This window comes from Acinetobacter sp. ANC 3832 (assembly GCF_002135415.1).
Classification (GTDB): Bacteria; Pseudomonadota; Gammaproteobacteria; order Pseudomonadales; family Moraxellaceae; genus Acinetobacter.
This window is the reverse complement of record NZ_NEGJ01000001.1, coordinates 32705-53746: the sequence shown is the minus strand read 5'-3', so window position 1 is coordinate 53746 and position 21042 is coordinate 32705. Positions and strand designations below refer to the sequence as shown.

At 37.9% G+C, this 21042-nt stretch carries 20 protein-coding genes and 1 pseudogene; 14 read left to right on the top strand and 7 right to left on the bottom strand.

Going from position 1 to position 21042, the window contains the following annotated elements:
- The first annotated feature begins 186 nt into the window (after positions 1–186).
- From B9T35_RS00255 to B9T35_RS00240, 4 genes are all read left to right on the top strand, one after another.
- Positions 187–1830, top strand: coding sequence for a nitrite/sulfite reductase (locus B9T35_RS00255; protein ID WP_086189140.1), 1644 nt, complete (start codon positions 187–189; stop codon positions 1828–1830).
- Positions 1823–2308: a DUF934 domain-containing protein gene (locus B9T35_RS00250; protein ID WP_086189139.1), complete on the top strand. Its 486-nt coding sequence runs from the start codon at positions 1823–1825 to the stop codon at positions 2306–2308. The genes B9T35_RS00255 and B9T35_RS00250 overlap by 8 nt, the downstream gene beginning before the upstream one ends.
- Before the next feature lie 169 nt (positions 2309–2477).
- On the top strand, positions 2478–3347 hold the full coding sequence (ygiD, locus tag B9T35_RS00245) for a 4,5-DOPA dioxygenase extradiol (protein WP_086189138.1): 870 nt from the start codon (positions 2478–2480) through the stop codon (positions 3345–3347).
- A 119-nt stretch (positions 3348–3466) separates the two neighbouring features.
- The gene (locus tag B9T35_RS00240; protein ID WP_086189137.1) at positions 3467–3820 is read left to right on the top strand and encodes a DMT family transporter; all 354 of its coding nucleotides are present in this window, start codon (positions 3467–3469) and stop codon (positions 3818–3820) included.
- Positions 3821–3937: 117 nt separating this feature from the next.
- On the opposite strand, the gene B9T35_RS00235 is transcribed toward B9T35_RS00240, so the two are convergent.
- The 3 genes from B9T35_RS00235 to B9T35_RS00225 all read right to left on the bottom strand — a co-directional run bounded on the left by B9T35_RS00235 (position 3938) and on the right by B9T35_RS00225 (position 6337).
- Positions 3938–4378, bottom strand: coding sequence for a VOC family protein (locus B9T35_RS00235; RefSeq protein WP_086189136.1), 441 nt, complete (start codon positions 4376–4378; stop codon positions 3938–3940).
- A gap of 130 nt (positions 4379–4508) precedes the next feature.
- Positions 4509–5684 carry a thiolase family protein gene (locus B9T35_RS00230; RefSeq protein ID WP_086189135.1) on the bottom strand — a complete coding sequence of 392 codons (1176 nt, stop codon included), beginning with the start codon at positions 5682–5684 and terminating at the stop codon, positions 4509–4511.
- A gap of 122 nt (positions 5685–5806) precedes the next feature.
- Positions 5807–6337, bottom strand: coding sequence for a GspH/FimT family pseudopilin (locus tag B9T35_RS00225; protein WP_086189134.1), 531 nt, complete (start codon positions 6335–6337; stop codon positions 5807–5809).
- Between the two features lie 377 nt (positions 6338–6714).
- Between B9T35_RS00225 and omp38 the strand changes: the two genes are divergently transcribed.
- Positions 6715–7749 (top strand): outer membrane protein Omp38, encoded by a 1035-nt coding sequence (gene omp38, locus B9T35_RS00220; protein ID WP_086189133.1) that lies wholly within the window; start codon positions 6715–6717, stop codon positions 7747–7749.
- 228 nt (positions 7750–7977) lie between these two features.
- Here omp38 and B9T35_RS00215 read toward each other — a convergent pair whose 3' ends face one another.
- Both B9T35_RS00215 and B9T35_RS00210 read right to left on the bottom strand, forming a co-directional pair.
- Positions 7978–9624 carry an acyl-CoA synthetase gene (locus B9T35_RS00215; RefSeq protein ID WP_086189132.1) on the bottom strand — a complete coding sequence of 549 codons (1647 nt, stop codon included), beginning with the start codon at positions 9622–9624 and terminating at the stop codon, positions 7978–7980.
- A 220-nt stretch (positions 9625–9844) separates the two neighbouring features.
- Positions 9845–10705: an AraC family transcriptional regulator gene (locus tag B9T35_RS00210; RefSeq protein ID WP_228147064.1), complete on the bottom strand. Its 861-nt coding sequence runs from the start codon at positions 10703–10705 to the stop codon at positions 9845–9847.
- Positions 10706–11018: 313 nt separating this feature from the next.
- Between B9T35_RS00210 and B9T35_RS00205 the strand changes: the two genes are divergently transcribed.
- The 5 genes and pseudogenes from B9T35_RS00205 (at position 11019) to infC (ending at position 17417) form a co-directional block, all read left to right on the top strand.
- On the top strand, positions 11019–12743 hold the full coding sequence (locus B9T35_RS00205) for a neutral/alkaline non-lysosomal ceramidase N-terminal domain-containing protein (protein WP_086189131.1): 1725 nt from the start codon (positions 11019–11021) through the stop codon (positions 12741–12743).
- Positions 12743–13837: pseudogene (locus tag B9T35_RS00200) on the top strand (D-arabinono-1,4-lactone oxidase); the annotation flags it as partial. The gene B9T35_RS00205 and the pseudogene B9T35_RS00200, both read left to right, overlap by 1 nt.
- A gap of 96 nt (positions 13838–13933) precedes the next feature.
- On the top strand, positions 13934–14731 hold the full coding sequence (locus tag B9T35_RS18580) for an SEC-C metal-binding domain-containing protein (protein WP_171264186.1): 798 nt from the start codon (positions 13934–13936) through the stop codon (positions 14729–14731).
- Positions 14732–14937: 206 nt separating this feature from the next.
- Complete coding sequence (gene thrS, locus B9T35_RS00190; RefSeq protein WP_086189129.1) at positions 14938–16860, top strand: threonine--tRNA ligase; 1923 nt, start codon at positions 14938–14940, stop codon at positions 16858–16860.
- Between the two features lie 5 nt (positions 16861–16865).
- Positions 16866–17417: a translation initiation factor IF-3 gene (infC, locus tag B9T35_RS00185; RefSeq protein WP_086189128.1), complete on the top strand. Its 552-nt coding sequence runs from the start codon at positions 16866–16868 to the stop codon at positions 17415–17417.
- A gap of 106 nt (positions 17418–17523) precedes the next feature.
- Here infC and B9T35_RS00180 read toward each other — a convergent pair whose 3' ends face one another.
- Positions 17524–17982, bottom strand: a complete 459-nt coding sequence (locus tag B9T35_RS00180) for an Hsp20 family protein (RefSeq protein ID WP_086189127.1) — start codon at positions 17980–17982, stop codon at positions 17524–17526.
- Positions 17983–18277: 295 nt separating this feature from the next.
- On the opposite strand from B9T35_RS00180, the gene B9T35_RS00175 reads away from it, so the two are divergent.
- The 4 genes from B9T35_RS00175 (at position 18278) to B9T35_RS00160 (ending at position 20142) form a co-directional block, all read left to right on the top strand.
- Positions 18278–18895, top strand: coding sequence for a glutathione S-transferase N-terminal domain-containing protein (locus tag B9T35_RS00175; RefSeq protein WP_086189126.1), 618 nt, complete (start codon positions 18278–18280; stop codon positions 18893–18895).
- Between the two features lie 63 nt (positions 18896–18958).
- Positions 18959–19246 carry a hypothetical protein gene (locus B9T35_RS00170; RefSeq protein ID WP_086189125.1) on the top strand — a complete coding sequence of 96 codons (288 nt, stop codon included), beginning with the start codon at positions 18959–18961 and terminating at the stop codon, positions 19244–19246.
- A gap of 22 nt (positions 19247–19268) precedes the next feature.
- Positions 19269–19709: a hypothetical protein gene (locus B9T35_RS00165; protein WP_086189124.1), complete on the top strand. Its 441-nt coding sequence runs from the start codon at positions 19269–19271 to the stop codon at positions 19707–19709.
- Positions 19710–19713: 4 nt separating this feature from the next.
- The gene (locus B9T35_RS00160; RefSeq protein WP_086189123.1) at positions 19714–20142 is read left to right on the top strand and encodes a YqaA family protein; all 429 of its coding nucleotides are present in this window, start codon (positions 19714–19716) and stop codon (positions 20140–20142) included.
- A gap of 66 nt (positions 20143–20208) precedes the next feature.
- On the opposite strand, the gene B9T35_RS00155 is transcribed toward B9T35_RS00160, so the two are convergent.
- Complete coding sequence (locus tag B9T35_RS00155; protein ID WP_086189515.1) at positions 20209–20964, bottom strand: energy transducer TonB; 756 nt, start codon at positions 20962–20964, stop codon at positions 20209–20211.
- Positions 20965–21042 lie beyond the last annotated feature (78 nt).

Here is a 21042-nt window from a genome sequence, read left to right as displayed (position 1 = left end):
TAAGTAACTGAAAATAAATTCAAAGTGCATAAAAAGTAAGGAATGACTCAGAAACACTAGGAAAACATTAATCTACATATCGCTTATCAATAAAACCGCTATGAAATATGTAAAAAAAGCATTTCGTTGATAGATTAAATCCCGATATGCTGTTGGTCGTTATAATGAAACTACTAGCTGTACGCCATGTATTTATATACTGATTTTGATCAGCAACTGATCAATGAACGTGTTGCACAATTCCGTGATCAAACGGAACGTTATTTAGCGGGTAAATTGACAGAAGATGAATATCGTCCGCTTCGTCTACAAAATGGTTTATACGTACAACGCTATGCGCCGATGTTACGTATTGCTGTGCCTTACGGTTTAATGAATTCAAATCAACTGCGTAAAGTTGCAGATTTGGCAAAAGAATATGACCGTGGATATGCGCATGTATCAACCCGTCAAAATATTCAGTTTAACTGGCCTGCGTTAGAAAATGTTCCTGATATGTTAGCCGAGTTGGCGACTGTACAAATGCATGCGATTCAAACATCGGGTAACTGTATTCGTAATACTACAACCGATCAATATGCAGGTGTTGTTGCAGGTGAAATTGCAGATCCTCGTCCGACGTGTGAATTGATTCGTCAATGGTCAACGTTCCATCCTGAATTTGCCTTTTTACCACGTAAGTTCAAAATTGCCGTTTCTGCTTTAACTGAGATTGATCGTGCAGCAGTGTCATTTCATGATATTGGTGTTTATATTGTGAAAAATGAAGCAGGCGAAATTGGCTATAAAATCAAAGTCGGTGGCGGTTTAGGTCGTACGCCTGTGATTGGTAGTTTTATTCGTGATTTCTTACCACGTGAAGATTTAATTGCTTATCTAGAAGCGGTTCTGCGTGTATATAACTTGCATGGTCGTCGTGACAATAAATATAAAGCGCGTATTAAGATTCTTGTAAAAGCATTAACACCAGCAGTTTTTGCTGAAAAAGTTGAAGCTGAATTTGCACATACGATTCAAACCTTGAAAATTCAGCCTGAAATTTTGAAAAAATTAGACGAAGAATTTACACCGTTTAATTATCAAAATTATGCAGATGAAGATTTTGCTGAGTTATTTGCTGCACATCCAAAATTCAAACAGTGGTTCAACATCAATACCAATGCACATAAAGTATCAGGCTATCGTATTGTCACGATTTCACTGAAACGCACGGGTGTTGCACCAGGTGATATGACCACTGAAGAAATGAATGTGATCGCTGACTTGGCTGATCAATATACATTCGGTGAGTTGCGTACTACGCACGAACAAAATATTTCTTTGGTGGATGTTCCACAAAAATATTTATTTGCAGTATGGCAAGTACTTGAAGCGAACAACTTGGCACGTGCACATATTGGTTTCATTACCGATATTATTTGCTGCCCAGGTGGGGATTTCTGTTCATTGGCAAATGCAAAGTCAATTCCAATTTCAGAAGCAATTTCACGCCGTTTTGATGATTTAGATACCATTTACAACTTAGGTAAATTGGATTTAAACATCTCGGGTTGTATGAATGCCTGCGGCCATCACCATGTCGGTAATATTGGTATTTTAGGTGTTGATAAAAAAGGCGCTGAATTCTATCAAATTACTTTGGGTGGTAATGCGGATCATGATGCATCGATTGGTGACATCTTAGGACCATCATTCGCTGCTGATCGTGTACCTGATGTGGTTGAAGAAATTCTAAATACTTATTTAGATCTTCGTGCTGAAGGTGAAGAGTTTGTAGAAACCTATCGTCGTGTTGGCATTCAACCATTCAAGGAGCGTGCATATGCTTAATACCGCACTTCAAGTGCTCTCTAAAGATGGCACGATTGCAGACAATAGCTATCAAGTGATTACTGAAGATGGTGTTTTACCACAAGGTGATGTTGTTCTGAGTGTTGAACAGCTTGATCAACTGGCAAATGTTTCGGGTAAAAAAGCCTTATTCATTACCGTGGATGCTTCTCCTGAAGTCAATCAGTTCCCCTTGGATCAGCTTGATACGATTTTTATCGAATTTGCAGGCTTTAATGATGGGCGTGGTTATTCCTTTGCAGCTTTATTACGTCGCCAAGGCTATCAAGGTGAACTTCGTGCAGTCGGTGATATCTTTAAAGATGTGCTGAATTATCTCAAGCGTTCAGGCTTTGATAGTTTTGTGATTAAAGAAGGTAAAGACATTCATGAAGCTGCTGCGGGTTTAAATGATTTTAAACATCCGTATCAGGCTTCAACAGCTGTGGCTCACGCACATTATCAAACGGGTGCTTGATTTTCTAAGCGATTCATTTGAATTTAAAAGTCGAACAATTGTTCGACTTTTTTTATGGACGTTCATTTTGTAAGATCGTTCTATTTTTGCAATGTTGTGGTCAATAAAATACGCTATCACTTATCGATTCATCCTCGCATAATAGATATAAATATACGGAGAGCATGTCATGCAGAATGTTATACAGGATCATCAAGTAACAGGAGATTTATCTTTACTGAAAGGCTGGAATGCAACTTTGCCACATACAGCACCTATGCCTGTTTTATTCTTGGGACACGGCTCTCCGATGAATGCGATTCAGACCAATGAGTTTACTCGTGAATGGAATCGTATTGGCTCAACCATGGAAATACAACCCACAGCGATTTTATGTATTTCAGCACATTGGTTGACGCAAGGTTCAACGGCAGTGACTGCGATGCAAATGCCCAAAACGATTCATGACTTTGGTGGTTTTCCACAAGCGCTGTTTGATATGCAATATCCTGCATCGGGAAATCAAGCATTGGTCGATGCAACAACTGAAGTGATTCAGAGTGTACACGTTCAACATGATCATGGCTGGGGATTAGATCACGGTACATGGAGTGTACTATGCCATGTTTTTCCACAAGCCAATATTCCTGTGGTGCAACTGAGTATTGATTATAGCCAAGGTGCGCAATACCACTATGAGCTTGCAAAACAATTATCCGCATTACGCCGTAAAGGGGTGCTGATCGTCGCAAGTGGCAATATGGTACATAATTTAGGGCGAGTTGCTTTTGATAAAATGGGCTCTGAGTATGGCTTTGATTGGGCTTTGGAAGCAGATGCAAAAATGAAGAATTTCTTGTTGGATAGAAACCATCAGGCTTTAATTGATTGGGATAAGCAGGGCAAAGAATTCTTATTGTCGATTCCAACACCTGATCATTATTATCCAATGCTTTATGCACTGGCTTTGCAGGAAGAGCAAGACGATCTCAGCATTTTTAATGCTAAAGCTGTTGGTGGATCACTCACAATGACATCGTTTAGACTTGATCATCATTAATTTGTAAATGCACCCGTTGATGTAAAAGGTGGATATCAATATTCACCTTTTTTTATTGCTACCAGATTGGAATCAACTCATTATAAAATTGCGACGTTATTATTTTAATTAGAATGAAAATGTCTTTTCTACTCTCTAAAGTGAATGTAGGTGTATTTTGGTTGCTGATCGCAATCGCAACAGATGTGCTTTCTACTTTCTATTCAGCCAAAGGCAATGGTTTGGTCAATAAGCTTGATCAAGGCATTGCGTTGGTTTTGTATATCATTTCTTTCGCTTGTGCTGCTTATGCACTTAAATTTATGCAAGCAGGAATTTTATATGTACTCTGGTCAGGGGTAGGTGTGATTGCAACAGCTTTATTAGCCAAAACATTTTTAGGGCAACATATTGATTTAGCAGGATGGATTGGCATTGGATTTATTGTAGTAGGCTTAACCATTATCGCGCAGTTTTCTAATATTGATGTATAGAGGACGTGGTTTGAATCACCTCCTCAAATCAATATCCTGCATCATTATTTACGACCTCTTTGTATTTCTCTTTAAAGGGAAAACTAGAAGGAATCTATACAAGAATTTTTATAAATTTTATATGTCTTCTAACTGGCAATTCACCATCCATTTTACCCCAAACTGATCAGTCAATGCACCATAAAGTGCCCCCCAAAAAGTGTTATCAAGTGGCATTTCAATCTGTGCATTGACAGACAAAGCGCTAAAAAGACGACGAGCTTCGGCTTCTTCATGTGGTTCTAAATTAATAGAAATATAATGATTATTGCCTTTGCTAAACGGAGTTTGGGTTTGTGCGCAAAATTGATCAGTTGTATCAGAGCCCATTAAAACTGTGAAGCCATTAATAGGCAGTGATACATGTAAAATATAATCTTTTTCTTTAGCTGAAACTTGAGCATCCGGAAGTTCTGAATAGCGTTTAATCAATGCAAACTCGCCACCAAACACTGATTTATAGAAATTAAAAGCGGCTTCTGTTTCGCCTTGAAAATTAAGGTAATGATTGAGTTGCATTGTGATAATCCATTTTTGTTTTAAAAGATTAATTTAACAGTTTTCAGCTTTAAAACAGATGAAAAAGTGTAAACATTAAAAAAGCCTTCTATTTAGAAGGCTTTTTCATTTATTGAAATGGAGTTTTTATTTAAAGGATTTCAATTGCTACAGCTGTTGCTTCACCGCCACCAATACAAAGTGCAGCAATCCCTTTTTTACCACCTGTGCGTTTCAAAGCATGAATCAAAGTTAAAATGATACGTGAGCCTGTAGAACCGACTGGATGACCAAGCGCACATGCACCACCATTAATGTTGACTTTTTCAGCATCTAATTTGAATTCATCAATCGGGCACATTGTGACCATTGCGAAAGCTTCATTAATTTCCCAAAGGTCTACATCTTCAACCTTCCAACCTGTTTTATTTAAAACTTTTTGGATCGCACCTACAGGAGCAATGGTGAATTCTGAAGGATGTTGTGAGTTTGATGCATAAGCGACAATTTTTGCTAAAGGGTTTAATCCACGCTTAGTCGCTTCATCACTTGATGTCAGTACGAGTGCAGAAGCACCATCTGAAATTGAGCTGGCATTGGCAGCGGTAATAGTGCCATCTTTAGCAAATGCAGGGCGTAATGTTGGAATTTTATCAATATTGGCATTAAACGGTTGTTCATCTTTATCAACAATAACATCACCTTTACGGGTTGAAATAGTGACAGGCACAATTTCATCTGCAAAATAACCTTCAGTAATTGCAGTTTGAGCGCGTTTCAATGAACGAATTGCGAAATCATCCATTTGTTGACGTGTATAGCCTTTGGTATTTGCCATATCTTGCGCAAAAGAACCCATTAAGCGGCCTGTTTCAGCATCTTCTAAACCATCTAAGAACATATGATCTTTAATTTCACCATGTCCCATGCGATAGCCACCACGCGCTTTCGGAAGAATATAAGGTGCATTGGTCATGGATTCCATACCACCTGCAACGACAACTTCTGCTGAGCCTGCTTTAATCATATCAGCAGCTTGCATGACAGCTTTCATGCCAGAGCCACATAGTTTATTAATCGTGACTGCACCCGTAGAGTCAGGTAAACCAGCTTGACGCATTGCTTGACGCGCTGGACCTTGCTTTAAACCCGCAGGGAGGACACATCCCATAATGACTTCTTGAACATCGCTCGGTTGTAGACCAGAACGAGCAATCGCTTCTTTTATAGATGCAGCGCCTAATTCAGGTGCTGTTACACTTGCTAGACTACCTTGAAAACCACCCATTGCAGTACGAGCGCCATTTACGATTACGATGTCTGTCATTGTTCTAATCTCCAAAACTTATCTTTTCTAGGGTTTTATCCGAAACCTAATCAGTATATTGAAAATACAATAAGAATAAAGTGTGAAAATGCGACAAGCTTAGACGCATGAGTCCTGAAATTTTAACACTCTGTGGTTGGTTCTACACGGACATGCCCCATAGGGCCGATGTAAAACCGCTTATGATTTTGCGGATTTTTGCTACCACAATAAAAGAAGCTTCCTGGTGCACCTCTGGGTAAGCCACTATCTCCCTGAAAAGTGATGACTTTAGGGCTGGAAGCACTCCCTTTCCATCTGAGTTGTCCATATTTCATTTGGGTTGCTGTTTGAGCAACAATGAGTTCATTCTCATCGACTTTTTTATTTTTGTTTAAGTCATTAAAGATAATGATTCCAAAATTCCATTGATCATTTTCACATTGTTTTAAGTCAACTGAAGAACACAGGACAATATTAGAATGTAATGTTTTGGCATGATTTTTTGCGACACTGATATGCTGGTGGAGTAAAGGTTTTAAGTTAGATACCTCTTGTCGTTCCATTAATTCGTGATAGTGGGGGATTGCTAACATTGCAATAATGCTGAGTATAGAAATAGATACAATAAGTTCAAATAGCGTAAAACCATTTGCTTTACAATTCGGATACATGTTTTAATCTTCTTTTAAGTATTGTTTTTATTTAAAAAATTATTAATTTTCTTAGGTTTAAAAAGCAAACTATTTGATGGTGAAATATTTATTACTATCGCATTCGTTTACTGTTAAAATAAGAGAAGTGAGAAGATAAGGTATTCACGATCGAAAGTTGAGTGAAAATTTACCGAATTACAACGGAAATTGTAAGTAATTTTGTCAATAATTTACTTGATTAAACTTATCAAGCACTTGGAAAAATGTCTAAGTGTTTGTATGATTCAACGTGAGTAGCTTAAAAATAATACTGGGGTATATAGAAAGCTTATCTCAGGAAGCCACGAAATTTTAGGCTGAGCTTGAACAACAATTGTTATCTCTGGAGGATATCCATGAAATTGAGTCGTATCGCACTTGCTATGCTTGTTGCCGCGCCATTCGCTGCTGCTAACGCTGGTGTAACTGTAACACCTTTAATGCTTGGTTATACTTTCCAAGATTCTCAACACAATAATGGCGGTCATGATGGCAGCTTAACTAACAGCCCTGAATTGCAAGACGATTTATTCGTTGGTGCTGCACTTGGTGTAGAACTTACTCCATGGTTAGGTTTTGAAGCTGAATACAACCAAGTTAAAGGTGATGTAAACGGTACTGGCGTTGCTGGTTCAGAATACAAACAAACTCAAATCAATGGTAACTTCTATGCTACTTCTGATTTGATCACTAAAAACTATGACAGCAAAATCAAACCTTATGTATTGTTAGGTGCTGGTCATTATAAATATGACATCGATAATGTTCCTAACCGTTCTGATGAACAAGGTACTTTAGGTAATGCAGGCGCTGGTATTTTTTGGCGTTTAAACGATGCTTTGTCTCTTCGTACAGAAGCTCGTGGTACTTATAACTTTGATGAGCAATTCTGGAACTATACAGCGCTTGCTGGTCTTAACGTAGTTCTTGGTGGTCACTTGAAGCCAGCTGCTCCTGTAGTGGTTGTTACTCCAGTTGAACCAGTTGCTCCTGTAATTGTTCCTGAACCTCCAAAACAATTGGATGAACAGTTGAACATGGAACTTCGTGTGTTCTTTGATACAAACAAATCAAACATCAAAGATCAATACAAGCCAGAAATTGCTAAAGTTGCTGAAAAGCTAAATGAGTTCCCGAATGCGACTGCTCGTATTGAAGGTCACACAGATAACACTGGTCCACGTAAGTTAAACGAACGTTTATCTTTAGCTCGTGCTAACTCTGTTAAATCTGCACTTGTTGGTGAATACAACATCGATGCATCTCGTTTGTCTACTCAAGGTTTCGCTTGGGATCAACCGATTGCTGACAACAAAACTAAAGAAGGTCGTGCTATGAACCGTCGCGTATTCGCTACGATTTCTGGTAACCGTACTGTTGTAGCTCAATAATTTGAGTTGCATTTAGTGAAAGAAGAGCGACTCAATTGAGTCGCTTTTTTTTTATTCAAATTTTTATATGATTTTTAGGGTTACAAGGTTATTGATCAGATTGATTGTTTTGTTTTAGATTATAGGAACTTTTTATAAAAATGACTTTTCAAAAATACTTCTCAATAAAAAAGCCAGCTCATAACATAACTGGCTTTCATATATTTATTCTATTAATGAATAGAATACTTAATTAAATTCGCCAGTAGAGCGTTCTTTTGCCCATTCACGTAAGATAAATTTTTGTAATTTACCTGTTGATGTCTTTGGAATTTCCGTAATCACAACCTCTTTTGGAACTTTAAAGCGTGCAAGGTGTTGTTTGCAAAACTCAATCACTTCTTCAGGCGTAGTCGTTGCTCCTTGCTTGAGTTCGATAAATGCACAAGGCACTTCTTGCCAACGCGGATCAGGTTTGGCAACAACAGCGGCAGTCATAATCGCAGGATGGGTATATAGGACTTCTTCAACTTCTAAGGATGAAATATTTTCACCACCTGAAATAATAATATCCTTAGAGCGATCCATAATTTTGGCATAACCATCAGGTTGGCAAACAGCTAAATCACCCGTATGGAACCATCCACCTTTGAAGGCTTCTTCAGTGGCTTTGGTATTTTTAAGATAACCCTTCATGACAATATTGCCACGGAACATGATTTCACCCATGGTTGTACCATCATTTGGTACTGGCTGCATGGTTTCAGAGTCAAGTACACGCATCCCATCTTGTAAAGGATAAGGGACGCCTTGACGTGAGTGTAATTGAGCTTGTTCGCTAATGGATAATTCACTCCAACCTGCTTGAGATGCACATAAAGCAGAAGGGCCATAGGTTTCGGTTAAACCATAAACATGATTCACTTGAACACCAATATGATGCATGCCTTCAATAATCGCGGCTGGAGGTGCGGCGCCTGCAACCATCACTTCAACATGATGGTTGAATTTAATTTGTTGATCTTTCGGTGTATTAATCAGCATGGAAAGAACAATAGGTGCACCACAGAAATAGTCCACTTTATGTTGATCAATAAGTTTGTAAACAAGAGCAGGATCAATTTTACGTAGACAAACATTGGTGCCGCCATTGGCAGCCACTGTCCAAGCAAAACACCAACCATTACAGTGAAACAATGGCAGTGTCCAAAGATAAGTACAGCGAGGCGTCATACCGCAAGCAATGATATTACTGGCAGCATTAATATATGCACCACGATGATGATAAACCACACCTTTGGGATTACCTGTAGTCCCTGATGTGTAGTTTAAACTAATCGCATCCCATTCATCATTGGGCAACTGCCATTCAAAATTAACATCGCCATCTTGTAACCAATCCTCATATTCAATTTGCCCAATGCACACAGCATTGGCATGGTTTTCATATTCAATATCTGCAACATCAATCACATAAATATCTTGTGAAACAAGCGCCAAAGCTTCTTGCGCAATTGCAGCGAATTCAGGATCAACCAATAAGACTTTAGATTCCGCATGCTCTAACATAAATGCCAGGGTCTTAGCATCTAAGCGTGTATTGAGTGTATTGAGTACTGCACCCGCCATTGGAACAGCGAAGTGTGCTTCGACCATCGCTGGAATATTGGGTAATAGCACAGAAACGGTATCATTCTTTTTAATACCTAGATTTTGTAATTGGTGTGCAAATTGACGGCAACGGCTATATGTATCACGCCAAGAAATACGACGAGAACCGTGAATTATTGCGTCCTGATTTGGATAAATATAAGCTGCTCGCTCAAGGTATCTGAGTGGAGACAAAGCTACAAAATTTGCAGGTGTCCGCGGTAATTCATCGTATGCACTTACCATTTTAAACTCCGTATGTCATTGTTGTATTCCTTGGTTAAAGATAGGCACATCGTCAAAAGATTGCATTTATTCTTTAGTCGAGTGCTTTTTTCCATCCTTAATTGAAGCATATTGATTTTATTTTTACTTGACCTCTTAGGTTTTGTAATTCGTTCATATTTAATTGAATATTTTTATTTTTAAATTAATAAAATGATGGCTAGTTCTGAAAAAACTAAACTTACGCGTCTATTTTTTCTCGATAAAAGGATGGTGTATGACCCGTCCAGCGTTTAAAAGCACGACGAAATTCTCTTAACTCACTAAAACCCAATTGCTGGCTAATATCAGTCATTGAAAATTTCTGCGAAATAAATATTTTGGCTTTTTGTTCTAAAATATTTTGTCTTAATGTTTGGAAATTTATTCCCTCAGTCACTAAGATGCGTCTTAATTGCCGCTCACTGATTTGAAAAGTGTCAGCAGCTTGTTGCATATCAAAAAGCTCGGGTAGATATTCTTCAATTAAATGTTGGATGCGTTGTTTATAATCAACATGGTTAATATTATTAAAGTCATCCAACGTTTTTTCACAAATACGAATGGCTGTCGTGTAATTTGCAGGGCTATAGCTTTTCAGTGGTCGCTTTAGAATCTCTATATTAAAAAAAATACTATTTTTTGAGGTGTTAAAGGGGATTGGGCAATCAAAAAAAGCTCGATAAAGTTGAAAGTGTTGGGGTTCTGCATAGCTAAATTGCACATTGAGTAAATCGTCATGTTCACCAATCATATTACTAAGAAACGTGAGAATATTACAAAAAATTTCTTCACAGAAAAAAGGCAATAACGCTGTATTGGGGAAACGTTCACTAATTTTTAATTCGAGTTGATTCGATACAAGCGAGGCAGTCAGGTTCAAAGCACTACCTGAAATGGGGTGATATTTTAAACCAAGTTCAAGTGCTTCACCAACATTCTGGCAAGCTTGCATGGCAAAGCCTAAAATTCCCATAGAAATAAGGCTTTCATCGCGACCAATCAATAATCCTAAAGGAATGTGTGGATGCTGATCGACTGCACGTTGAATAACTGTGCAAATACTTTGGAACGGAAGAAAACCATCACCTTGGCGAATCTGCTGAATATTCAGATTTAAATCATTAAATCACGGTCTAAAATTAATTTGATTCTGCTCTGCATAATGAATCAGACTGGATAATAATACTGGTGAAATAAAATGCTGAACAGCAAATTCTTTTTGTTGTTTTATCATGATGTCCGGAATACCCCCCAATCTGATCGTGATTTCCCCCTATTTTGTATCGCATAAATCTGTTTAACTCTCAATCAGCTTCTTTGTTGTACCAAAAATAAAAATTGGATCATGATGATCAGTAAAAGGATTTTTCAACATGTATATGGTGGGTTGGGATAAGCAAGAAATAGAGATTCAAGCGCAAGGCTATGCCATGTTTGGTTATGGTATGTGGACACATCGAGCTGAAGAAAAGCGAACAGCATTGTTTGCTCGAAGTTTCAGTATTTGTGATCAATCTAATCAGCGTTTAATTTTTTGCTGTATTGATTTTGGTTGTATTACCCATGCAATACGCAGTGGTGCAGTAGCGCAATTAACAAAAAAATTGGGTTTATCTTTTCAGGAAAATCAATTTGTACTGATGGCAACGCATACCCATTCAGGTCCAGGCGGTTGCGGACATGAAGCTTTATATAATATGCCGACACCAGGTTTTGTACCTGAACATTTGGATGCTGTGATTCAAGCCATTCTGATCAGCATTCTGAATGCTATTGAATCTGAGCAAGACACTGAAATTCGTAGTAGCACAGGTTGTTTTCATGATGATATTCCTGTGGCATGGAATCGCTCCATCAAAGCCTATAATCGAAATTCTGATGTTCAGCATCGCACGGACAAAGAAACCCATTTGGCGCTGAACCGTGAAATGCAATTGATCGGGTTTTATCGACAAAATCAGTTGCAATCGCTGATCTCACTGTTTGGTGTGCATGCAACCTGCCTTGGAAATACCTTAAAAGCCCACGATGGTGATAATAAGGGGTATGCCGCAATGTTTGTTGAACAGACATTGTTGCAGAAAGGAAGTCACAATCCAGTCGCTATTTTTGCTCAAGCGACGGCAGGAGACGTATCTCCACATTTTCATGGCGAGCATCAGCAGGAAATTCGGAACAAAATTAAAGGCGAAAAAGAGTATCAATATGCTCAGAAAAATGGACATTATCAAAGTGAAATTGCTTTAACCGCATTGACTCAAAAGTCTTTTCCCGTTCAGGGTGCAGTTAGTGCTGTATTGAGTTATGTGGATCTAACCGATGTTGAAATTCCACCTGAGTTTACTCAAGGGCTTTTAGGGATGCGAACGAGCCAACCTTGCCACGGTGTGCCTTTTTTTGCAGGTACACCAGTGGATGGTCATGGAACACCTAAACTAGTGACGGCAAGTATGGCAATGTTGTCAAAGATGGTGCGTAAAAAGAGAATGAGCAATTCCACATCCGCAGATTATGCAAAATACAAAGCACTTTATGATTCACAAGGCGTGAAAAATATTGTGATTGAAGTAGGGGGTAAAAAGTTACTGGGGCAATCAATTGATGTCGTACCTGGGATTTTTGATCCTGTAATTGCGGAAATGAATCGTCAGGTGAAGGCAGGGGCAATTCAGGACAGTCCACTTGTGCCACAGATCATGCCTTTACAGATTGTACGCCTTGGAAATATAACACTGATTTGTTGCCCAGGAGAAATCACTACGGTTGCAGGTCAACGACTGATTCAAACGGTTAAAGCACAATTATCCGCAAAGGATCTAGTGTGGCTTGCTTCTTATTGCAATGATTATATGGGCTATATCACCACATTCGAGGAGTATCAGGAACAGGCGTATGAAGGTGGGCATACATTATTTGGTCAATGGACGCATGCAGCTTTTCAAACTGAATATCAACAATTGGCTCAGCAATTAAACTTACCCAAAGAACAACGAAATTATGATCAAAGTACTCGTCCTCCCATTATTCCAATACACGAACTGGCAAAAAGAACCAATCATGGAAGTTTAAAAACAGCTGCCAGCAAAGGAGAGTTTTGATGGATGAGTTGACTCAAAACACATGGGTAAATTGGTCAGGATTTCAGAAATCGAACCCACAGCAGATTTTAAAACCACAAAACCTGACAGCATTACAGGATATTGTTTGTAGTCACCCCAAAATTCGTGTGGTAGGTGCAGGGCATTCATTTACACCTTTGGTGTGTACAGATATGACGCTATTGTCTTTAGATCATTTATCAGGTGTAGAGCAGGTGGATGCTGAACATTGCCAAAGTACGATTTGGTCAGGTACTCGTTTGTATGATCTTGATCAGCATTTACAACCCTTGGATCAGGCTTTGATGCAACAAGGTGATATTGATCAGCAAAGCTTGGCTGGTGCTGTATCAACTGGAACACATGGTACAGGTGCAGATTTGCAATGTATTTCGGCTTATGTCGAAGGTTTTGAATTGCTCACTGCATCAGGTGAATTATTACAATGTAGCCGTACAGAAAATGCTGAGATATTTGAAGCAGGGCGGGTGTCCTTAGGCAGTTTGGGGATTTTGACCAAAATCACCATGCAGAATAAACCTCGCTATAAACTCAAAGAACATGTTGAATTATGTTCTGTAAAAGACATGTTGAGCCACATTCATCAGTGGAAAACACAGCATCGGCATATTGAATGTTTTATTTTTTCTTATGGTGATCAGTTGATGCTGAAAACTTTGGATGAAACTGAAGAGGAAATACGTCCTCGCAAAGAATCATGGCCTTCTGAGGACAGTTTATTGACCCTGTGTTCTGAGTTGACCAAAGCCTTTCCATCGCTCAATCCACATTTACAAAAGCTATTGGGTGTTTTTGTTCAACCCAGCACTTTTATCGATTGGTCAAGCAAGATATTTCCAACACCCCGCAATATCAAGTTTAATGAAATGGAGTATCAGATTCCTGTTGATCAAGGATTGAATTGTTTGCAGGAAGTCTTGCAAGAACTACGGAAATATAAAGTGTCGACTTTTTTTCCTTTGGAATTTCGTTTTGTAAAAGGTGATGATATTTGGCTCAGTCCTTTTTATCAGCAAGATTCTATTTCTATTTCGGTGCATCAATATCACAAGCAAAATCCGCAATTGATTTTTTATCAAAATAGAGGGTTTGAAACTTGGGAAACATTTAGGGAGTAATGCAGATCGTGTAAAATAGAAGACAGAAAATTATGATGACGTTATTCTCCTATGCAACATTCAGCCTTATTTGAAAAGTTACTCCATCTTCCAAGTGCAAGCGAAAAGCCAGAAGTGTTAATGGATTTTGCAAAAAACATTGAAAAATATGATATTACAATTGAAGATGCGCCAGAGTTAATCGAAATTGCAACTAACAAAAAACTTTTGGATGGCAGTGAATCAGAGTTTTTTGCATTACATTATGCCATTTATGCTTTAGGTGCTTTGAAATATATAGATGCTTGTTCTGCATTTTTTACTCAGTTTGATCGAGCAGAAGATTTACAGGATAACTGGAGTGAAAGTTTTACCGATGCATTTGAATTAATGGGGGAAGGTGTTATTCCATCCTTAATTCATGCAATGAAAATAGTCAGTTTAGAATCTGTATTTCTAATTACCGAATGTATTGGTAAATTGGCTGTGAGTTATCCTGATCGCCGATCAGAGATTTTATTGGCTTTAGATGAATTACATCAACGCTTCTTAAAAACGCCAGTAAAACCAACCGCTCTTTTCAAAAATGAAACACCTATTCTGATGGCATGGATGGATATGAAGGCGGTTGAGCGAATTGACCTGATTCGAAATTTATACGAACAGGATAAATTTGATGAAAACTATGTGGGATCAATAGAAAATATTGAATATGAGTTTGGGCTACGTACAGAACGACCAGCGCTGCCAACACCAGTATTTTTGAATATCCCACAACAGCCGTTTGTGAGAACTGAGGTTAAAGTCGGGCGTAATGAACCTTGCCTATGTGGAAGTGGTAAAAAATATAAAAAATGCTGTGAGCGCTAAGTTTTAAATCATTGGTCGTGCGGATCATTATTTTTAATAGCGGAATAATTTTGAAGCAAAGGTTTATAAATAAGCTCGAAAGGTGTAAAATTTTGAACACTTTTTATAATGTTCCACCGATTTTATCTTTTGAGCTTTGTCTCGATCATAATCTCGCGGTGACATGCTCCATTGTACGGGGCATCACTCCTTAAGGATTTTTAAATATGCCTATTATCACATTGCCAAATGGTGATCAAAAAACTTTTGATCAAGCCGTTTCTGTCATGGAAGTTGCACAAAGCATCGGTCCCGGTCTTGCAAAAAACACCGTAGCAGGGCGTGTAAATGGTCGCCTTGTCGATGCAAGTGATTTCATTACTGAAGATGCAACGCTTGAAATTATCACGCCTAAAAACCAAGAAGGTGTGGAAATTATTCGCCATTCTTGTGCGCATTTAGTGGGTCACGCCGTTAAACAATTGTTCCCAGAAGCAAAAATGGTGATTGGTCCTGTCATTGAAGAAGGTTTCTACTATGACATCTGGATGCCTCGTCCATTTACTTTAGACGACATGGCTGCAATCGAAGCGCGCATGAAAAAGCTCATCGATCAAGATTATGACGTTGTGAAAAAAATGACACCGCGTGATGAAGTGATTGCAGAATTTACGGCGCGTGGTGAAGAATATAAATTGCGCTTAATTGCGGACATGCCTGAAGAAACTCAGATGGGGCTTTATTACCATCAAGATTATTTAGATATGTGTCGTGGTCCGCATGTACCAAATACTAAATTTTTAAAATCATTCAAACTCACTAAAATCTCCGGTGCATACTGGCGCGGTGATGCGAAGAATGAACAATTACAACGTATTTATGGTACGGCTTGGGCAGACAAAAAAGAACTTGCTGCTTATGTAAAACGTATTGAAGAAGCTGAAAAGCGTGACCATCGTAAAATTGGTAAAGCGTTAGACTTATTCCATATGCAAGAAGAAGCACCAGGTATGGTGTTCTGGCATCCGAATGGTTGGACTATTTACCAAGTACTTGAACAATACATGCGTAAAGTTCAGGAAGAGAATGGTTACCAAGAAATTAAAACACCGCAAGTGGTTGATATTTCTTTGTGGGAAAAATCAGGGCATGCAGCGAATTATGCAGAGAACATGTTTACGACGCATTCTGAGAGTCGTAACTATGCTGTGAAGCCAATGAATTGTCCTTGTCATGTACAAGTCTTTAACCAAGGTTTAAAGTCTTATCGTGATCTTCCAATTCGTTTGGCTGAGTTTGGTTCATGTCACCGTAACGAGCCATCAGGTTCATTACACGGTATTATGCGTGTACGTGGCTTTACGCAAGATGATGCACATATTTTCTGTACCACTGAACAAGTTGCTAAAGAAGTAGAAGATTTTATTAAACTGACTCTAGGTGTTTATAAAGACTTTGGCTTTGAAGAAGTACAAATGAAACTGTCTACACGTCCTGAAAACCGTGTAGGTACAGAAGAAATGTGGGATAGTGCAGAAAAAGCTTTGTCTGATGCTTTAGATGCAGCGGGCTTGCCTTGGGATTTACAACCCGGTGAAGGTGCCTTCTATGGTCCAAAAATTGAATTCTCTTTAAAAGATTGTTTAGGTCGGATCTGGCAATGCGGTACAATTCAGTATGACCCAAACATGCCGTTACGTTTAGAAGCTTCATATGTAACAGAAGATAACGATCGTGACCATCCTGTGATGTTACATCGTGCAATTCTTGGTAGTTTTGAACGTTTTATTGGTATACTAATTGAACACTATGCTGGTTTTATGCCACCATGGTTAGCACCAGTACAAGCATGTGTCATGAATATTACCGATTCTCAAGGCGCTGCATGTGAGCAAGTGGCCGCAAAACTCAAAGAAAATGGCATTCGTGCGATTTCAGACTTGAGAAATGAGAAGATCGGCTTTAAGATTCGTGAACGTACATTAGAGCGTATTCCTTACTTATTGGTACTAGGTGATCGTGAAGTTGAGGAAGGGACGGTGAATGTCCGTACTCGCTCTGGAAAAAATTTAGGTACTATGTCAATTGATGCATTTGTTGACCTAGTGAAAGCAGCCGTAGCCGAACGTGGCCGGTATATTGTGGAGTAAGAAAGATTAAACAGCCTGACCGTAACCAACAACAGGGTGCTAAAAGCAATCGTCCTGCATTAAATGACGAGATCAAAGCGAAAGAAGTACGTCTCGTTGCTGCAGATGGGGAGCAAAAAGGTATCGTTTCACTTGCTGAAGCGTTGCGTGCTGCGGAAGAAGTTGAGCTTGATCTTGTTGAGATTGTTGCCAATGCCGAGCCACCTGTTTGTAAAATTATGGATTTCAACAAACATTTATTTGATCTGAAGCAAAAGCAAAAAGATGCTAAAAAGAAACAGCATCAAGTTCAGGTAAAAGAAATTAAGTTGCGTCCAGGTACAGATATTGGCGATTACAACATTAAACTTCGCTCAATTCTGAAGTTTCTTGAAGAAGGCAACAAAGTTAAAATTACTTTGCGTTTCCGTGGTCGTGAAATGGCTCACCAACAAATCGGTCTTGCTCAATTACAAAAAATTGAAGCTGACGTGGCTGATTTTGGTGTGATTGAACAATCACCGAAAATGGAAGGTCGTCAAATGGGTATGTTACTTGGTCCTAAAAAGAAAAAGTAATAACTCGTTGAACATAAAAAAGCACTGCATTCGCAGTGCTTTTTTATGCTTTCTCATTTTGATCTTGTCATAAAAAAGACCAGCCGAAACTGGTCTTTTTTATGACTTATTTCACTTCAGGTGAGGCAAGTTGTTGTGTTTCTTTTCGGCCAATTGGAATATGCCGTGGTAACTTTTCTTCTGGAAGAATACGCTGTAACTCTATTTTTAATAGACCATTTTCATAGTTGGCATGTTGTACTTCAATATGCTCATCTAAACGTAAAGAAAGTTTAAATGAACGGTTGGAAATACCTTTATGCAAAAACTCAACAGTCGTATCAGACTTTTCTTCAACGGATTGACCTGTGATCGTGAGCACTTGATTTTCAAGATTCACATCAAGCTGATCTTCATTAAATCCAGCTGTTGAAACAACGATGCGATAGTGATCATCACCTGTTTTTTCAATATTATAGTGTGGATAATTTGGTGTATCACTTTGCATTGCGTAATCAAATAAATCATTTAGACGATCAAATCCGATACTACGACGGAATAATGGGCTTAGACTTAAGTTACTCATGGATAGAACCTCCTAAAATAAGCAAAGTTATATAAACAAGACTTTTATCTCTGCATCCGCAGGGTTGCCAGCAATATGTTAGTCATCATTGCTGTACTTTAAATATAGGAGTACTTTTTTAGATTTCAAGAATAAAAAGTAAAAAAATGAATCTTTTTTTAGAATTAGAAATAGCATCTTTAATATGTATTTTAGCCATTTAAATTCTAATGTTTATTGACCTAAAACATGCTATAACTAGTGATAAAGCTCAATAATCTGATGCAAAAAACGAGAAAGGCAAAAGGTAAATAACATGATTGATCTCTATTATTGGGGCACACCCAATGGTCATAAAATTACAATAGCATTAGAAGAAATGGATTTGGATTACCAAATATTTCCCGTCAATATTATGGAAAATGACCAATTTCAGCCTGACTTCTTAAGAATTTCTCCAAATAATAAAATTCCTGCAATTGTGGATCAAAATGGACCGAATGGAGAGTCGATTTCGGTATTTGAATCAGGTGCAATTTTACAATATTTAGGGCGTAAAACTGGGTTGTATTATCCAGAAAATGAGCAAGACCGTGTTGAAGTAGAGCAGTGGTTGATGTGGCAAATGGGTGGATTTGGTCCAATGCTTGGGCAAAATCATCATTTTAGTAAATTTGCCAAAGAGCAAGTTCCATATGCAATTGAACGTTTTATGATGGAAACGAAGCGTTTGTATAGTGTTTTGAATAAGCAACTCATTGGACAAAAATTTATTGCTGGAGAATATTCAATTGCAGATATGGCAATTCTACCGTGGGTCTTGCGTTATGAATGGCAAGGTATTCAATTAGAAGATTATCCATATGTAAAAGAATATGTGGAGCGCATGACGGCTCGCCCTGCAGTACAACGAGCGTTGTCGATCAAAGTATAAAAATTTTTATGCTAAACTTAAAAACCACCATTCAGGGTGGTTTTTTACTATGTGGATATGATGATGAAAGCCTTCTTTATTAATTTAACGCGTATCCTAGAAGAAAATTCGAAGCTTTATTGGAGTGTCATTGCGGGTATAGCAGGATGCTTGGCTTTATATTTTGCTGAAATTATTCATATTCAGAGTTTGCTTACACATTTAAATCCAACAGATATGAGTATACAACGAACCATATTGGAACCTATTGCACAGCGTTATCAATGGGCACGAATATTGGTTATTTGTTTGGCAGTTGTTTGGGCAAATTGGGAATACTTTAAGACTAAAAAGTCTTTAAACCTAAAATAACGTCAAGAGTTTGACTAAATGGATGCCAGAATATGCCATGATCAAATATATGTATAGACAACATTTTGCGCTATCTATTGCAATACTTGGGATTGCTGCAATCCTAAGCTCAATATTGCAGTATCAATCTGCTATGAATTATTTATGGAGGATTGTTTTGGGAGTCGTTGCTGTACCAAGTATCATCTTTTCTTTAGTCTTTGCTTTCATTCAAATTAAATTAGGACAAACGATTCTAAATACTGTTATTTTGGTGAGTTCACTGGCGATTTATATGGTGGTTTTTAGATATATTTACCTTCATTTAGATATTAATTGGAATGCAGTTTCAGAAGGTAGGTTACAACTTACGATATTTCAAAAAATTGTAAAATCTGACTGGAGCTATTGGTTGGCTTTCATTTTTCCATGGATGATTTCAATATTGAGCTATAAGCTTAGATCAAAGAAAGTCACTGCTTAACTTCATGGCTTATCTTCTTTTATTCATTTCAGCATTTGGTGCAGCCACATTACTTCCTTTACAGTCAGAAGCAGTATTGGTGGCTTTATTGGTTTCAGCGAAACATTCAGCTTTACTTCTGATTTTAGTTGCTTCTATAGGTAATGTCCTTGGCTCATGTGTTAATTGGTATCTAGGGCTTAGAATAGAAAAATTTAAAGATAAAAAATGGTTTCCTATTTCTGAAATTAAAATGTTGAAAGCTGAAAGAATTTATCAAAAATATGGTTTTTGGTCTTTATTACTTAGTTGGACCCCCGTGATTGGTGATCCAATTACTTTAATTGCAGGATTAATGAAGGAAGGTTTTTGGCGATTTTTGTTGATCGTTTCGATTGCAAAAACAGGTCGATATGTTTTTATTTATTTTGTTGTAATGGGTATTGGATTTTAAGTGTGAATTTAAGAAGAATAGAATAAGGCTCATTAGGAGCCCTAGCCCTATTCTTGAATGATTAGATTATTGACACTTATTCACTTTAAATTCAATTTGATCATTTAAAGTTGATTTTTTATAAATCCACAACGTTTTATAACTTCTGATTGTCGTCACTTTCGCATTTGAAACTGCTTCAATGACTTGTTGATCTAAAGCATTTACACCAGAGCGCTTTTTCAATTGCACATTACTTACATCACCGTGCTTATCAACTTTAAATTTAAATTTAACCAGACGATCTTGGTTTTTTAATAAGTTTTCATCGAGCTTGAGCTGCGGTTGTTGCTGATATTCAAAAGGTACAGATTTATTTTTTTCTTGTTTTAACCAATTCTTTGAAGCAAACGTATAAGTGCATTCATTTTTACGAGGCGCTTTATCCTCAGAATCATCCATTTTTAAGGTAAATGTTTGATAGCCAATAATCTCTAAAGCAGTACCATTTTTAATATAAGGTTTTACTTTGGCAGCATGTACAGCATTCACAAGCTTTTGATCTAAAGCTTTTAAGCCTGTACTTTCTTGTATTTCAGTTGCAATCACTTTGCCTGTTTCATCTGCACGAATACGAATAATCGCCGAACGATCCAAATTTTCTAAATCTTCACTTTTATATTGAACTTGCGGATATTTAATCCATTGAATTCGAGTGGTTAAATGAGCAGGTTCAGCTGTTACTTTTTGCACAGCAAGTTTTTTTGTTGATGTATTATCAGCACTATAAGTTGCAGTGATGGGCAAAGTCATCAATAGTGAAAGGCAAGCAAGTCGTTTCATAGCGTATTTTCGATGATGCATTTAAGGTGCATAGGGCATTGGATTTAAATTGAGCTAAGTATTTCCTGATTTTTCCTA

Bases quoted from the DNA above. Each gene is read 5' to 3' on its own strand.
- B9T35_RS00215 (WP_086189132.1), bottom strand. From the start codon at position 9,624: ATGGTAAGTGCATACGATGAATTACCGCGGACACCTGCAAATTTTGTA.
- B9T35_RS00180 (WP_086189127.1), bottom strand. From the start codon at position 17,982: ATGAGTAACTTAAGTCTAAGCCCATTATTCCGTCGTAGTATCGGATTT.
- omp38 (WP_086189133.1), top strand. From the start codon at position 6,715: ATGAAATTGAGTCGTATCGCACTTGCTATGCTTGTTGCCGCGCCATTC.
- B9T35_RS00235 (WP_086189136.1), bottom strand. From the start codon at position 4,378: ATGCAACTCAATCATTACCTTAATTTTCAAGGCGAAACAGAAGCCGCT.
- B9T35_RS00225 (WP_086189134.1), bottom strand. From the start codon at position 6,337: ATGTATCCGAATTGTAAAGCAAATGGTTTTACGCTATTTGAACTTATT.
- ygiD (WP_086189138.1), top strand. From the start codon at position 2,478: ATGCAGAATGTTATACAGGATCATCAAGTAACAGGAGATTTATCTTTA.
- B9T35_RS00250 (WP_086189139.1), top strand. From the start codon at position 1,823: ATGCTTAATACCGCACTTCAAGTGCTCTCTAAAGATGGCACGATTGCA.
- B9T35_RS00230 (WP_086189135.1), bottom strand. From the start codon at position 5,684: ATGACAGACATCGTAATCGTAAATGGCGCTCGTACTGCAATGGGTGGT.
- B9T35_RS00160 (WP_086189123.1), top strand. From the start codon at position 19,714: ATGGCTTATCTTCTTTTATTCATTTCAGCATTTGGTGCAGCCACATTA.
- B9T35_RS00165 (WP_086189124.1), top strand. From the start codon at position 19,269: ATGCCAGAATATGCCATGATCAAATATATGTATAGACAACATTTTGCG.
- B9T35_RS00205 (WP_086189131.1), top strand. From the start codon at position 11,019: ATGTATATGGTGGGTTGGGATAAGCAAGAAATAGAGATTCAAGCGCAA.
- B9T35_RS00175 (WP_086189126.1), top strand. From the start codon at position 18,278: ATGATTGATCTCTATTATTGGGGCACACCCAATGGTCATAAAATTACA.
- B9T35_RS00255 (WP_086189140.1), top strand. From the start codon at position 187: ATGTATTTATATACTGATTTTGATCAGCAACTGATCAATGAACGTGTT.
- B9T35_RS00155 (WP_086189515.1), bottom strand. From the start codon at position 20,964: ATGAAACGACTTGCTTGCCTTTCACTATTGATGACTTTGCCCATCACT.
- thrS (WP_086189129.1), top strand. From the start codon at position 14,938: ATGCCTATTATCACATTGCCAAATGGTGATCAAAAAACTTTTGATCAA.
- B9T35_RS18580 (WP_171264186.1), top strand. From the start codon at position 13,934: ATGCAACATTCAGCCTTATTTGAAAAGTTACTCCATCTTCCAAGTGCA.
- B9T35_RS00170 (WP_086189125.1), top strand. From the start codon at position 18,959: ATGAAAGCCTTCTTTATTAATTTAACGCGTATCCTAGAAGAAAATTCG.
- B9T35_RS00240 (WP_086189137.1), top strand. From the start codon at position 3,467: ATGTCTTTTCTACTCTCTAAAGTGAATGTAGGTGTATTTTGGTTGCTG.